At 54.1% G+C, this 13263-nt stretch carries 17 protein-coding genes; 8 read left to right on the top strand and 9 right to left on the bottom strand.

Translation table 11 applies throughout. The features are described from left to right. Nucleotides 1-21: 21 nt before the first annotated feature. The 4 genes from fliQ (at nt 22) to HFD97_RS20415 (ending at nt 4179) form a co-directional block, all read left to right on the top strand. On the top strand, nt 22-291 hold the full coding sequence (fliQ, locus tag HFD97_RS20430) for a flagellar biosynthesis protein FliQ (RefSeq protein WP_003854466.1): 270 nt from the start codon (nt 22-24) through the stop codon (nt 289-291). Beyond that, nucleotides 291-1076, top strand: a complete 786-nt coding sequence (fliR, locus tag HFD97_RS20425) for a flagellar biosynthetic protein FliR (RefSeq protein ID WP_009089544.1) — start codon at nt 291-293, stop codon at nt 1074-1076. The genes fliQ and fliR overlap by 1 nt, the downstream gene beginning before the upstream one ends. A 627-nt stretch (nt 1077-1703) precedes the next feature. Then, a complete protein-coding gene (gene rcsA, locus HFD97_RS20420) occupies nt 1704-2339 on the top strand; it encodes a transcriptional regulator RcsA (RefSeq protein ID WP_009089542.1) in 636 nt (211 codons plus the stop codon). Between the two features lie 142 nt (nt 2340-2481). Then, nucleotides 2482-4179 carry a methyl-accepting chemotaxis protein gene (locus HFD97_RS20415; RefSeq protein ID WP_167431523.1) on the top strand — a complete coding sequence of 566 codons (1698 nt, stop codon included), beginning with the start codon at nt 2482-2484 and terminating at the stop codon, nt 4177-4179. Between the two features lie 109 nt (nt 4180-4288). On the opposite strand, the gene dsrB is transcribed toward HFD97_RS20415, so the two are convergent. Next, nucleotides 4289-4483 carry a protein DsrB gene (dsrB, locus tag HFD97_RS20410; RefSeq protein WP_009089538.1) on the bottom strand — a complete coding sequence of 65 codons (195 nt, stop codon included), beginning with the start codon at nt 4481-4483 and terminating at the stop codon, nt 4289-4291. Between the two features lie 62 nt (nt 4484-4545). After that, nucleotides 4546-4704, bottom strand: a complete 159-nt coding sequence (locus HFD97_RS20405; protein ID WP_009089537.1) for a YqaE/Pmp3 family membrane protein — start codon at nt 4702-4704, stop codon at nt 4546-4548. Nucleotides 4705-5021: 317 nt separating this feature from the next. On the opposite strand from HFD97_RS20405, the gene HFD97_RS20400 reads away from it, so the two are divergent. From HFD97_RS20400 to HFD97_RS20390, 3 genes are all read left to right on the top strand, one after another. Further along, the gene (locus HFD97_RS20400) at nt 5022-5255 is read left to right on the top strand and encodes a DUF2525 domain-containing protein (RefSeq protein ID WP_150029821.1); all 234 of its coding nucleotides are present in this window, start codon (nt 5022-5024) and stop codon (nt 5253-5255) included. Between the two features lie 354 nt (nt 5256-5609). After that, nucleotides 5610-6401 carry a mannosyl-3-phosphoglycerate phosphatase-related protein gene (locus HFD97_RS20395; protein WP_167431522.1) on the top strand — a complete coding sequence of 264 codons (792 nt, stop codon included), beginning with the start codon at nt 5610-5612 and terminating at the stop codon, nt 6399-6401. 30 nt (nt 6402-6431) lie between these two features. Next, entirely contained in the window at nt 6432-7652 is a 1221-nt protein-coding gene (locus HFD97_RS20390; RefSeq protein WP_009089531.1) for a glycosyl transferase, read from the top strand. Between the two features lie 164 nt (nt 7653-7816). Here HFD97_RS20390 and HFD97_RS20385 read toward each other — a convergent pair whose 3' ends face one another. From HFD97_RS20385 to HFD97_RS20370, 5 genes are all read right to left on the bottom strand, one after another. Continuing rightward, nucleotides 7817-7996, bottom strand: coding sequence for a YodC family protein (locus HFD97_RS20385; protein WP_009089530.1), 180 nt, complete (start codon nt 7994-7996; stop codon nt 7817-7819). A gap of 177 nt (nt 7997-8173) precedes the next feature. Beyond that, on the bottom strand, nt 8174-8305 hold the full coding sequence (locus tag HFD97_RS22420) for a hypothetical protein (protein ID WP_003854444.1): 132 nt from the start codon (nt 8303-8305) through the stop codon (nt 8174-8176). 33 nt (nt 8306-8338) lie between these two features. Beyond that, entirely contained in the window at nt 8339-9250 is a 912-nt protein-coding gene (locus HFD97_RS20380; protein WP_009089528.1) for a DUF808 domain-containing protein, read from the bottom strand. Nucleotides 9251-9260: 10 nt separating this feature from the next. Further along, nucleotides 9261-9536, bottom strand: a complete 276-nt coding sequence (locus HFD97_RS20375) for a hypothetical protein (RefSeq protein WP_009089527.1) — start codon at nt 9534-9536, stop codon at nt 9261-9263. 56 nt (nt 9537-9592) lie between these two features. Continuing rightward, nucleotides 9593-10072 carry a very short patch repair endonuclease gene (locus HFD97_RS20370; protein ID WP_009089525.1) on the bottom strand — a complete coding sequence of 160 codons (480 nt, stop codon included), beginning with the start codon at nt 10070-10072 and terminating at the stop codon, nt 9593-9595. 189 nt (nt 10073-10261) lie between these two features. On the opposite strand from HFD97_RS20370, the gene dcm reads away from it, so the two are divergent. Beyond that, complete coding sequence (gene dcm / locus HFD97_RS20365) at nt 10262-11638, top strand: DNA (cytosine-5-)-methyltransferase (protein ID WP_140922892.1); 1377 nt, start codon at nt 10262-10264, stop codon at nt 11636-11638. Between the two features lie 40 nt (nt 11639-11678). Here dcm and HFD97_RS20360 read toward each other — a convergent pair whose 3' ends face one another. Together HFD97_RS20360 and HFD97_RS20355 are read right to left on the bottom strand one after the other, a co-directional pair. Beyond that, nucleotides 11679-11960, bottom strand: coding sequence for an Arc family DNA-binding protein (locus HFD97_RS20360; RefSeq protein ID WP_046102088.1), 282 nt, complete (start codon nt 11958-11960; stop codon nt 11679-11681). Nucleotides 11961-12033: 73 nt separating this feature from the next. Further along, nucleotides 12034-12738, bottom strand: coding sequence for a phosphohydrolase (locus HFD97_RS20355; RefSeq protein WP_154927723.1), 705 nt, complete (start codon nt 12736-12738; stop codon nt 12034-12036). Nucleotides 12739-13263: the final 525 nt, after the last annotated feature.

The raw sequence follows: 13263 nt of genomic DNA, 5'->3' as shown, positions 1-13263 counted from the left end.
CTTTTCTTCCCGGAGCAACACATGACACCCGAATCAGTAATGGTAATGGGACAGGAAGCGATGCGCGTCGCCCTGATGCTGGCCGCCCCGCTGCTGCTGGCTGCGCTGGTCAGCGGCCTGCTGATCAGCCTGATCCAGGCGGCAACCCAGGTCAACGAACAGACCTTATCCTTTATTCCCAAGATCCTGGCGGTGGCGACCACCGGGATTATTGCCGGCCCGTGGATGCTGAATCTGCTGCTGGACTATATCCGCACCGTCTTTACTAACCTGCCTTACATCATCGGCTGATGATTACTCTCGACAGCAGCCAGCTGGTTCAGTGGGTCAGCCAGTTCTTCTGGCCACTGGTGCGTATCATGGCGTTGTTCGCCACCGCACCGATCCTCAGTGAACGTTCCGTCAGTAAGCGTGTCAAAATCGGACTGGCGGTGATGATCACCTGGCTGCTTATGCCGCTGCTGCCTGCTGTTAATGTCACGCTCTTTTCGCCTGCCGGATTCTGGCTGCTGATCCAGCAGATGCTGATTGGCATCGCACTGGGCTTCACCATGCAGTTTGCCTTCGCTGCCGTGCGCTGCGCCGGGGAAGTGATTGGCCTGCAGATGGGTCTGTCGTTCGCCACCTTTTTCGACCCCGGCAGCCGTCTGAACATGCCGGTGCTGGCCCGCTTTCTCGACATGCTGGCGATGTTACTGTTCCTGACCTTTAACGGACACCTGTGGCTGATGTCGTTACTGGCGGACAGTTTTCATACCCTGCCGATTGGCGGTCACCCGCTGAATGCCAATGCTTTTATGGCGCTGGTGAAATCGGGCGGATTAATTTTCCTTAATGGCATGATGTTAGCGCTGCCCTTAATCGTTTTGTTACTCATGCTAAATCTGGTACTGGGTTTGTTAAACCGCGTTTCACCACAGTTATCGATCTTCGCAATCGGCTTCCCGATTACCTTATCAGTCGGAATTTTAACCATCAGCCTGCTGATGCCCCTTCTCGCCCCGTTCTGTGAGCATTTGTTCGGTGAAGTATTTGATTTACTCGCCCTGTTCCTGACAGAACTATCCCGAACCTGAACATTAACTTTCTAACTATCTTTCCATCACCACACTTAAGTATCGCAAAACCATCCGTGCATTTTCCGAACCATGTTTTCCAGAATGCAACTAAGGATATTCTGATAAATGTGCGGAGAGTCTGAAAATAATTCTTATTAAACCGGGCTTCGCGTATTTTAGTTGGGTGGTTCACAGAAGCTCTCAGACTGTGAATGTGCAGGCAAATCGGTCAAACCATTGAAATTACGAAGAAAAAAACTTTAACGAATTTTTCTTGTTAAAAAATGTTTTTTCCGGCATTGTCAACGCACGCTGAGACATCACACTTTCGTAAAACAAATGTTTTTGAGAATTGTCCTATCAGAAAACTCCGGGTTTTCAGGGATAGTGACAAGGCTCCCAAAAACTGAGTAATACTTAACCTCCGGCATTTCACTGGCACTCCCCGCCACAGTCGGAGAATGTGTGACGTCAGGGCAGCACAAATTTTTTGCAGAACGGGTCAGGGATGAAGACTTTTACGGGCGATTGCCTGTTACCACACTGCACGAGCAGAATAAAAAAGTACCTAAGAAATCTCTCTCGTATCGCAACGCGTATTCATCGTTGATTTAAACGGATAACAAATTGGTGAGGGTCGCTATTATGCCAACTATTATTATGGATTCCTGCAACTACACACGCCTGGGATTAACAGACTACATGTCTTTGAAAGGAGTTAAGAAGAAAAATATCTCTTCCGTCTCCGACATTGAGCAACTACAGCAGAAATGTGAGCAATTAAATCCTGGTGTCGTATTTATTAATGAAGATTGTTTCATTCATGAATCCGATTCCAGTGAGCGTATCCGCAGCATTATTACGCAGCATCCCGATACACTCTTCTTTATCTTTATGGCGATTAGCAATATCCATTTTGAGGAATATCTCTACGTTCGTAAGAACCTGATTATTACATCAAAATCGATGAAAACGTCGACCCTGGATTCCTTACTCAGTACCTATTTGCAGAAGAAACTCAACCAGTCTGCGCGCATCTCTTCGGGCATGGATGTTCACCCGCTGACGCTGAGCCAGACCGAGTCAAACATGCTGAAAATGTGGATGTCAGGTCATGACACCATTCAGATCTCAGATAAAATGCAAATTAAGGCCAAAACGGTATCGTCACACAAAGGTAATATTAAACGCAAAATCAAAACCCATAATAAACAGGTGATTTATCATGTGGTGCGTTTAACCGATAATGTGACTTCGGGTATTTACGTTAATATCCGCTGATCGTTAAACCAGAAAAACCGGCTCCGATGGGCCGGTTTTTTTTTGCTCAGAATTGGGAGCCACGTCTCACTCTTACCGCTAAGTCTTTACTCTCCTTTGCCGATGTTAAGCCTTATAACAACAGCCCTGAGAGAGCAAGGATATGAACACTGCATTAGATAATGAAGGACAAAGAAGCGCGGGCATCTGGCAGAATCTCCGCCTGGTACCGCTGTTTAGCCTCATCTTCGGCGGCATTCTGCTGCTGTTTGCACTCTGTATTGGCGTCGCCAGTTACTTTCTTACCTTAAGCAATCACTCCCTCGATGATGCCACCGACGAAATTCAGGTTCGTATGGGGCTCGCCAACAGTTCAAACCATCTGCGTACGGCACGTCTGACGATTATTCAGGCCGGTGCGGCCGCCCGCATTGGCGAAATGGATGAGTTTCGGGCGAACGTCGCGGCAGCCGAAAAACGTATCCAGCAGGCCAAAGAGGGCTTTGCAGTCTATGAAGCGCGTAAGGTAAAGTCGCCCTCTGATACCGAACTCGATGCCACGCTGCAGGCACGCTTCAATAACTACATTACTAAAGGCCTGCTGCCGATGATCAATGCCGGTAAGCAGGGCAGCTTTGAGGGGATCATTGCTCAGGAGACGGATGTCACCCGCAAGCTGGATGATGAATATAATCAGGTGCTGCTGAAGGCGATTAAAATCCGGACCGACCGGGCGAATGCCATTACCGCTGAAGCCGATACGCAGTCACGCATCGGTTTTATTGCGATGGGCGTCGCGTTTGTGGCTGCACTGGTACTGGTTCTGCTGACCTTTGTCTTCCTGCGGCGGATTGTGATCAATCCTTTACGGCAGTCAGTGGAACGCATCGAACGCATTGCGCAGGGCGATCTGACCTCCGCTCCCCTGCCCTGTGGGCGCAGTGAAATCGGTACGCTGATCCATAACCTGCAACTGATGCAGCAGGCACTGGTCACCACGGTCGGAACGGTGCGAGAAGGCGCTGTCGCCATTTATCAGGGGTCCAGCGAAATCTCCGCCGGTAACACCGACCTCTCTTCCCGCACCGAGCAGCAGGCCGCCGCGCTGGAACAGACCGCGGCCAGCATGGAAGAACTTACCGCCACCGTGAAGCAGAATGCGGAGAACGCGCATCACGCCAGTCAGCTGGCTGCCGATGCCTCCGGCAAGGCCCGCAGCGGCGGCGAGCTGGTCAGCGGTGTGGTGAAAACCATGACCAATATTTCCGGCAGCTCGAAGAAGATTGCGGAGATCACTAACGTCATCAACAGCATTGCGTTTCAGACTAACATCCTGGCGCTGAACGCGGCCGTCGAGGCGGCGCGTGCCGGTGAACAGGGGCGCGGCTTTGCGGTGGTCGCCAGCGAAGTGCGGAATCTGGCCCAGCGCAGTGCGCAGGCGGCAAAAGAGATTGAGTCCCTGATTGCCGAGTCGGTCGCACTGATTAATGACGGTTCACAGCAGGTGGGCGCAGCCGGGAATACGATGGGTGAGATTGTCGAGGCGGTGCGTCGGGTGACCGATATTATGTCAGAGATTGCGGCCGCCTCCGACGAGCAGAGCCGCGGGATTCAGCAGGTCAGCCAGGCGGTGACCGAGATGGATAACGTCACTCAGCAGAACGCCTCGCTGGTAGAAGAAGCGACAGCCGCCGCCGCGTCACTGGAGGATCAGGCGGGTAAACTGACCCAGGCCGTCGCCGCCTTCCGCCTGCAGGCTTCACCGGCGGCCACCGCGATGGCTTCCCGTCCGGCTGCGCCGGTTAAAACGGTGGCCGTCGCGCCCCGCCCGGCGCTGGCTGGCAGCAACGAAAACTGGTAAACCTTCTGAGTCATTAAGCAGGATCGCGGGCGACAGCGCTCAGGCCCCCTTTATGTGCAAAAAGCCGCCTCCGGGAGCCGGAAAGGCGGCTTTTTTATGCGCGTCAGGCTCAGGCGTCGTGGTAAGGCTCAACGAAGATCCCATCCGGCTGATGCGTCTCATTAAAAAACCAGATGCCCAGCGGATAATCTTCGAGCGCAACCAGAAACATTGTGCCCTCGTTGAACGGCTCCATCGCCAGAATGGTGCCCACGCGACGCGGGCCGCCATCCGTTCTGACGCTGACGCGGTCATTTACCTTCATGTCGGTTCTCCTGATGATTTACTGCGTACAGTCTAACCGAAGAACCTGAGGGATGCAGCGCGTTAGCGGCGGGCAATGACCCATACGGCATGGATAATGCCGGGGATGTAGCCACAGAGGGTCAGCAGGATATTCAGCCAGAACGCGCCGCCAAAACCGACCTGCATGAACACGCCCAGTGGGGGTAGCAGGATAGCGATAATAATTCTTAAGAGGTCCATAACCATTCCTTTAGGTATTGAAAAAATTCAGCTTTATTCTCAACTATAGCTGAATCTGCTCTGTTAACAGGAAAAGTCAGGTAAATCTGAGTAAGGATGCCCTTTTTCGATTCTTTAACAGTGCACGGCAGGATTTCTTACGCGCCTGACCGTTACACTCTCCCTGCTGCATCGCCCCCCCGGCAGCGCAGCATTCCTGCAATAACAAGGATTTTGCCCGCACTCTGCGGGCTTTTTTTGATCTGCGATTAACCCTTCCTCGCCTTTCTCTGCCGCCTTCTATACTTACAGTTCTGTTTGCTCTCAGGAGTCTGAAAATGACAGAGGAAAAGCACGACAGCGCGGCGCAGCCAGCCGAACTCAGAGTGGATATGGAAGGATTACTGGCGGCGATTCAGGCCAGAACGTCGGATGAGATACGGGACGCTATGGAAGCAGGACCGTCGCCACGACGCGAGATTGATGGTCAGGTTTTTCGTTCCGGCGCCGAACTGGGGGAGGCGTTTGAGATCGACATCAGTGACTGTCGCGCCTGTGAAGCTAACCGCTGAAATCGATTTCAAAAAAATACCCGGCATGGAAGCCGGGTAAAAATTCAATTCGTTACACCAGGGAATTCTTAACACCGTTGCAGAATACCTGATTGCCCGGACTGAACAAGTATCAGATATGCACGTTTCTGCAACCGCCCCACTCACGCTGACGCGATACAGGTTAAAAACACCGCGCTGCACAGTCACTTAGCCCTGCACAATTCCTGCATCCCCCACTTTCCTGCGGGCCTGTTTTTAAGAATAATCCTGGATTTCTGACCGGTGTGGCAGGAAAAAAAGTGTGCGCCATATTCAACTATAATATTGAAAAATCGCTGCTTTAGCGGCGAACGTGATGAAAGGAGCCTGTTCATGCCCGATCTTCAGCACCCCTTAATGGTAATTACCGATTTGGATGGTTCACTGCTCGACCATCACAGCTATCGCTGGGATGCGGCCACGGAATGGCTGACCACACTCCGGGAGCATGCGGTGCCGCTGGTCATCTGCTCCAGCAAGACCGCAGCTGAAATTGTCCCGCTGCAGAAAAAGCTCGGCATCGCCGGTTCCCCCTTTATTGCGGAAAACGGTGCCGTGGTGCAGACCCTGGATCAGCAACGGATTCGTCTGCCTGATAGCGCCCTCAGCTATGAGGCGCTCTGTGAGCGTCTGGCTGGACTGAAAAGCCACTTCCGCTTCACCGGGTTTCACGACTTCTCCGATCCGGAGGTGGCCGCCATGACCGGTCTGAGTGAAGCGGATGCGGCCCTCTCCCGTCAGCGGGATGCGTCAGAAGTAGTGGTCTGGCGCGACAGCGATGAGGCCTTTGACCGGTTTCATGAGGCACTGCATGCAGAAGGGCTGGCGCTCACTCAGGGCGGCCGTTTCTGGCATGTGATGCCGGCAGGCAGTGGCAAAGGCGAAGCCCTGCGCTGGCTGCTGGCACACTCTCCCGGCGAGCCACGCGTCACTATCGGGCTGGGGGATGGGCCAAACGACGCCCCGATGCTGGATGCGGTGGATTATGCGGTCGTCATCAAAGGCTACAGTAAAACGCCGGTGACCCTCAGACGCACCGATCAGCAGCAGGTTTATCACACCGCTCACCACGGCCCTGAAGGCTGGCGTGAAGGGCTCGACTATTTTTTGACTCAACCTCAATGAGCTGCCCATGGGCATGAAAAGGATGAAGCGATGAGTGACTTTTATCAGAATGGCGTAATCACCAACTTCCATAACCTCACCCACCGCAGCGTGGAGTCGCTGGAAAAAGAGATGGTTCGCTTTGCCCGCAAACGCAAAATGGGGCTGATCCTGCCGTCGCTGTTTTCCGAACTTGAAGGTCCGGCACTGACCAATATCGTCGATGAGCTGGCAAAAGTGCCCTACCTGGATGAAATTGTGATCGGGCTGGATCGGGCCGACCGCGACCAGTTCCTGTTTGCCCGCGACTTCTTCTCCCGGCTGCCGCAGCGCCACCGTATCCTGTGGAACGATGGCCCGCGCCTGAAGGCGATCGATGCGGAGCTGGATAAAGAGGGGCTCTCCCCCACCAATCCGGGTAAGGGGCGCAACGTCTGGTTCTGTACCGGCTACACGCTGGCCTCCGACCGCACCAGCTGTGTGGCCCTCCATGACTGCGATATCGTCACCTATGAGCGCGGCATGCTGGCACGTCTGCTCTATCCGCTGGCGAACCCGGCGTTTCAGTATGAGTTCTGTAAGGGCTTCTATGCCCGCGTGGCCGACGGCAAGCTGAATGGCCGCGTGGGCCGCCTGCTGGTCGGGCCGCTGCTGCGCTCGCTGCAGAAAGTCTATGGCCACTCAGAGTATCTCGATTACCTGTCGAGCTTCCGCTATCCGCTCTCCGGCGAGTTTGCCATGCGCACCCATGTACTCAACGGCATTAAAATTCCTGGCGACTGGGGACTGGAGATCGGCGTGCTGTCCGAGATTTACCGCAACTACACTACCCGCCAGTCGTGTCAGGTTGAGATCGCCGATAACTATGACCACAAACATCAGCCGCTGGCCGAGGATGATGGCACAGGCGGCCTGAAGCGAATGAGCAGCGACATTGTTCAGTCACTGCTGCGCAAGCTGGCCACCATGGGCGTTCCGCTCACCAGCGACTCATTCCGGGTGCTGAAAGCGACCTACTATCGTAATGCGCTGGATATGATGGAGACCTATAACCACGAAGCGGTCATGAATGGCCTGAAGTTCGATCAGCATGTGGAAGAGGCGGCGGTCGAGATGTTTACCCAGTCGATTCTGGAGGCGGGTCAGGCGTTTATCGAGCGTCCGAATGACAAGCCCTTTATTCCGAGCTGGAGCCGCGTCCAGTCAGCGTTTCCTGACGTGCTGCAGCGTATCTATCAGGCGGTAGAGGAGGATAACGATGGTAACGTCTGAGCAGGAGCGGCACAGGGAGTGTGTCCGCGTTCACAAGGAGGAGGCGCAGAGCCTCAGTAAAGCTTCAGGATAGAAGAAGAGGCCTGCAGAGTGGCAGGCCTTTCAGGGATAAAGCGCCGCAGCCTGACAGGCCCGTTTTTCGCGGCGCGCTGCCCGCCTGCGATTCAGCTCGCCAGCTGCTGCTCAGGATTCAGCGCGCAGAGTTCATCGCTGCGAAAGGCTTCACGGCGCACCGCATAGCCGTCATACCAGCGACACTCGACCATGCCACTGGCGTAGCCGGTCACCACCATGGTGTGCCCTTCTTCCTTGTGCTGAACCTCTTCACTGATTGCGAAAACCATGCTGCGCTCCTTTTTATTAACCTGAGTGATTATTTTCTTTATAGCAGGCGAATGCGGTTCCTGCCTGTTAAGGCACGCATAAAAAGGGCAAATTCGGAATTAAGCAGATGGATATAGTGAAAATAAAAAAAGCGGATAAAAAATATTATCCGCGTTGATGAGGAACCGACGCTGACGTCAGATTTTACAGCCTTCGCAATCGGCTTCATCACCGAGATCGTCCGGCACTTCGCTAGCTTTTTTCTCTGCTTTCGCTTCCGCCTGCTCAAGCTGTGCGTCAATATCAAATTCAAACATATCGTCGTTCATCGTCATTCTCCTGACCGTAAATCGCAGTGCGCTTTATACCGATTTTCCACGCACTCTGGCAATAAGGTTGACCACTAACAGCACGATCGACCCAATGATAAAACCGAGCACCAGGTTCGCGCCATTGCTGAGCAGCGTCGCAATCCAGCCGCTGAAGCCAGCACTGACCTCTTCAATCAGGTGATGCAGCGGCGTAATGCCATGCACCACAATGCCGCCGCCCACCAGGAACATGGCGATGGTGCCCACGACCGAAAGGATCTTCATCAGCCAGGGCGCCGCCGCCAGCAGCACGCTGCCGATGCCCTGCGCAACGCGCGACGATTTCTCCCGCAGCCAGAAGCCCAGATCATCAATTTTTACGATGGCCGCCACGATGCCGTAGACGCCAATGGTCACCAGAATGGCGATGCCCGCCAGGATAATCACCTGATTGAGCAGCGGCGATTCGGAAACGATGCCCAGGGTAATGGCAACGATTTCGGCCGACAGAATAAAATCGGTGCGCACTGCGCCTTTGATTTTCTTTTTCTCAAACTCTGCCGCGTTCTGCTTCGCCAGTGAATCAAGCCGCTGCTGGCGCGCCTCCGGCGATTTGCTCTGCTTGTCATGCTGCAGGCTGTGCATCACCTTCTCGACCCCTTCATAGCAGAGATAGGCCCCGCCCAGCATCAGCAGCGGCGTAATCAGCCAGGGCGCAAACGCAGAGATAACCAGCGCCAGCGGCACCAGGATCAGTTTGTTCAGAAACGATCCTTTTGCCACGCCCCACACCACCGGCAGCTCCCGGTTGGCTTTCACGCCGGTGACCTGCTGGGCATTCAGCGACAGATCGTCGCCCAGCACGCCGGCCGTTTTTTTCGCCGCCACTTTCCCCATGACGGAAATATCGTCCAGAAGTGTTGCAATATCATCAAGTAAAGTCAGTAAACTGGTTCCCGCCAAAATTGTATCCTTAGTCTGGTTCGTTATGTTGACAACATGGGCAGCGCTCAATTTCCGTTACGGTCATGTCGGCGATGCCCTCACATTCCCACTCCACCCGAATCGTCTCGCCTGCTGTTCCTTCAGCATGCAGGTATTTGCTGACCGGGCTTTCGGTCATGCCGGTGATCTCCTCCGTGGCAATCAGCCTGTCGCCGCTGTAGACCCGCGCAGTGGCGCGGGTATTCACCATCCGCTCGTCGCGAAGCTGGTAAAGGCGTTTTACCGTCAGTTTTATGCTGCTCATCTCAGGCTCCTTCCTGGCCACGGAGAAAAGGCCGATCTAATCAATTATGACTCTGATTAGCAATCAGCGTTGTAATGATGAATGCCCTGATGATCGATTTCGGCACTCTCCGGCATGACCAGCAGCCACTCCTCCAGCCGTTCCAGCAGATCCTGATCCGCCAGCCGCAGTTTGCCGCGCAGCGCGCACTCCCAGATGATCAACACTTTCCAGCCACTCGCCTGCAGTTGCTGCACATAGCGCCGGTCACGTTCAACATTGCTGTTAATCTTGCCCGTCCAGAACTCTGTGCGGGTGGCCGGCAGTTTAAACAGGTAGCAGTGATGGCGATGCCAGAAGCAGCCATGAACAAAAATAATCGCCTGCTGGTCGTTGAGAACAAAATCGGGCCGTCCCGGCAGGTTTTTATCCTGCACACGAAAGCTGAATCCCCGGTCTTTCAGCAACAGCGCGATACGTTGCTCAATGGCCGTATCCTGAGCGCGAATGGCACGCATATTTTTGCTGCGTGTTTCGCTGGAGTGAACATCAGCCATAGCCTCTCCTTTTTTGCTGGTTATTCAACTTTAGTCTGCGCCACGAAAAGCGAAAGCTGGCAACCGAACCTTCATAACGTGCGCCGCAAAAACAGACGATTCCGGCGCGCCGGCTCAGGGCACATCGGGGCAATTTCCTCACTGCCTCAGGAGTGATAGCATAGGCGCCTCACTGTTAAGGAAAAACGCATGCATCCCGCCGCCCTCGCTGAACCACTTTCTGCTGCACATTCACTTCCTGAAGCGTCCGATCGCTTACAGCAGGTCCTGGCAATCTATTCGGTTCGTGATCTTACGGCCCGCCTGCAGCAGGCGGGCTTCTCCCGCTGGAGTCCTGCGCTCCTGAACCGGATCCGCCAGGGCAAATGCGCCGTGCCGCCGCTGAGTGAAGCCGAACAGCTTCTGCTGCAGGATCTGCTGCCGGCCCGGCCCGCCCATTATGATAATCCTGAATTTCGCTTTATCGATCTCTTTGCCGGGATTGGCGGCATTCGCAAAGGATTTGAGGCGATAGGCGGTAAGTGTGTCTTCACCAGTGAATGGAACAAAGAGGCGGTTCGCACCTATAAAGCTAACCACTACAGCGATCCGCTGGAGCATCACTTCAATACCGATATCCGTGAGGTCACACAGCCAGCGGGCCTGAGCGACGATGAGGCGATCTATCGCGCTATCGATGCTGCCATCCCCGATCATCAGGTGCTGCTGGCGGGCTTTCCCTGCCAGCCCTTCTCACTGGCGGGTGTCAGCAAAAAGAATGCGCTGGGCCGCGCACACGGGTTTGAATGCCAGGTGCAGGGGACGCTGTTTTTCGACGTGGCGCGCATCCTTGCCGCGAAGAAACCGCCCTTTTTCGTGCTGGAGAACGTGAAGAATCTCAAGAGCCACGATAAAGGCCGCACCTTCGCCATTATCATGGAGACGCTGGATGAACTGGGCTATGACGTCGCGGATGCCGGTGACACCAGCCCGGATGCCAAAGTGATCGATGCGCGTCATTTCCTGCCGCAGCATCGCGAAAGAATTGTGCTGGTCGGGATCCGCCGTGACCTGAAAAAACAGGATTTCACGCTGCGCGATATCCGCCGCTTCTTCCCGGCTCAGGTCCCTGCGCTGCAGAGCCTGCTGGAGAGCGACCCGGATGACAAATATATCCTCTCGCCGGTGCTCTGGCGCTATCTCTATCAGTATGCGAAAAAGCATAAGGCGAAAGGCAATGGCTTTGGTTTTGGCCTCAACGATCCGCGTAATCCGCACTGCTGCGTGCGCACCCTGTCGGCGCGCTACTACAAAGATGGCTCGGAGATCCTGATTGACCGCGGCTGGGACAGCGCACTGGGGGAAGCGGAGTTTCACGATGCCGCAAACATGGCGCGCAGACCGCGCCGTTTATCACCACGCGAATGTGCGCGGCTGATGGGCTTTGATGTACCGGGCCACGAGCCGTTCCGCATCCCGGTCTCAGACACGCAGGCTTACAAGCAGTTTGGTAACTCGGTGGTGGTCCCGGTGTTCGCCGCCGTGGCGCAGCTGCTGCTGCCCCATATCCGTCAGCTGAAATCCTGATTCCTGAAAAGAAAAACCCGTCTGGCGACGGGTTTCATGTTTATTTCTTCTTCTTGCTCTGCTTTTTCAGCAGCAACCGTATCTGTTTCAGTTCGCTGGCGCTTAATCCATCGGCCTGTGCATCAGAAGCGGCTGAGGCTTCCGCCGCCGCTTCGGTAATGTCCTGATTATCAATCGCCGGATGCGGATGCGTTTCCAGACTGGCCTGCAACCGCTGCACAATCTCCTGACTCATGGAAATCTGGTTTTCCAGCGCCAGCTGTTTAATCGTTTCTTTTAATTCAGGATCAATTTTAATCGTTAAATTAACAGTTTCGGTCATCAGGCAGCTCCTTTTTTGTTATTGCTCACACGCTACCGGATGACCGTTTCGATTAACATACTGTCATAAAAATTTAATATTCACTGCGTAGCGGCGTGAAATCCCGCAGTACGGCCTCGTCCATTCCCACCAGATTACCCTGAAGCTCTGCATAGAGTTTCGCCATGTAGCGCACCAGGAAATCTGCGTTGTGTTCAGCCAGCATCCGCCCCACTTCCGTGTGCATCGTTTCCGGCAGACGCAGCAGCTTTTTCTGGAAATGATCCAGCGTCCACAGTGCATCATTCAGTTCGCGATCTTTTGCCAGCGGGTCCTGACTGTCGAACAGCGGACGGTTCAGGGCCCCGGCGGTATAGAAAACCCGTGCCAGCCCGATGGCGCCTAGCGATTCCAGCCGGTCAGCATCCTGAACGATTTTCGCTTCCAGCGTCTGAGGCGGGATGCCGGCGCTGAAACTGTGGGTTTTCACAGCGTGCATCACCGCCTCTATTTTTTCAGCCGGGAAGTCGAGGAAATCCTGCTGCAGGATGCGCTGGGTTTCCGTGGCGGCATAGGTGGAGGCCAGATGACGTTCCGGATGATTCTTCGGCAGATTGACCACATCGTGAAAATAGCAGGCGGTGAGCACCACCAGCGGATCAGCGGGAGTACCGTTCAGGATACGCTGTGCGCTCATCCAGACACGGCGCAGATGGGCGATATCGTGCGCGCCGTCGTCATGGATCCAGTTCGCCTGAAACCAGCTTTCATAACGGGATTGCCAGAGTGTAAGTGACATAGTCTATCTCCCTGTGGTGATCGACAGCAGTTCTCTGTCGTAATCGGTGCGCGAACGTCAGGCCATCATAGCGACTGGCTAATGACATTTTTTTTACAGAGCGGTTGATAAGAGCGGGGCTGCCAGCGATTTCCGGCAGAAAAATGAGATCTGGATCATCTGTATAGCATCTCTGTCAGACAATAACCGCAATTTCATCGGTTTTCAGCCTTTCCTTAATAAATTGTGGCTAAGAAGATTAGTTTAACGGGGGTAATGTTTAATCTGAACAGGATAGCCTTGCCAGAGGGTACGGAAGAGGCTTTTGTCACGTCATTATTTGTAAAAGTGTGGCCGCTGACAGGGGAAAAAATCTGAAAAGGTTCCCATTTTTACCGTTATAACGTACTGTATCCCGGCTATTCGTCGTCTGGCGAAGGTTGCATGATAAGCTCTGGTGCACTTTTTGCATTTTGCGGAATACTGACTACCTCTGTGACAATTTTAAAGTGACTGTCAGGCGACAAATTATTAAGCAAAATGATT

Origin of the sequence: Pantoea sp. EKM103V (assembly GCF_011800365.1) — a bacterium.
In the GTDB taxonomy this organism is placed as follows: domain Bacteria; phylum Pseudomonadota; class Gammaproteobacteria; order Enterobacterales; family Enterobacteriaceae; genus Pantoea; species Pantoea anthophila.
Note: the sequence above shows the minus strand (reverse complement) of the source record. Positions and strands in the feature narration are given on the sequence as shown.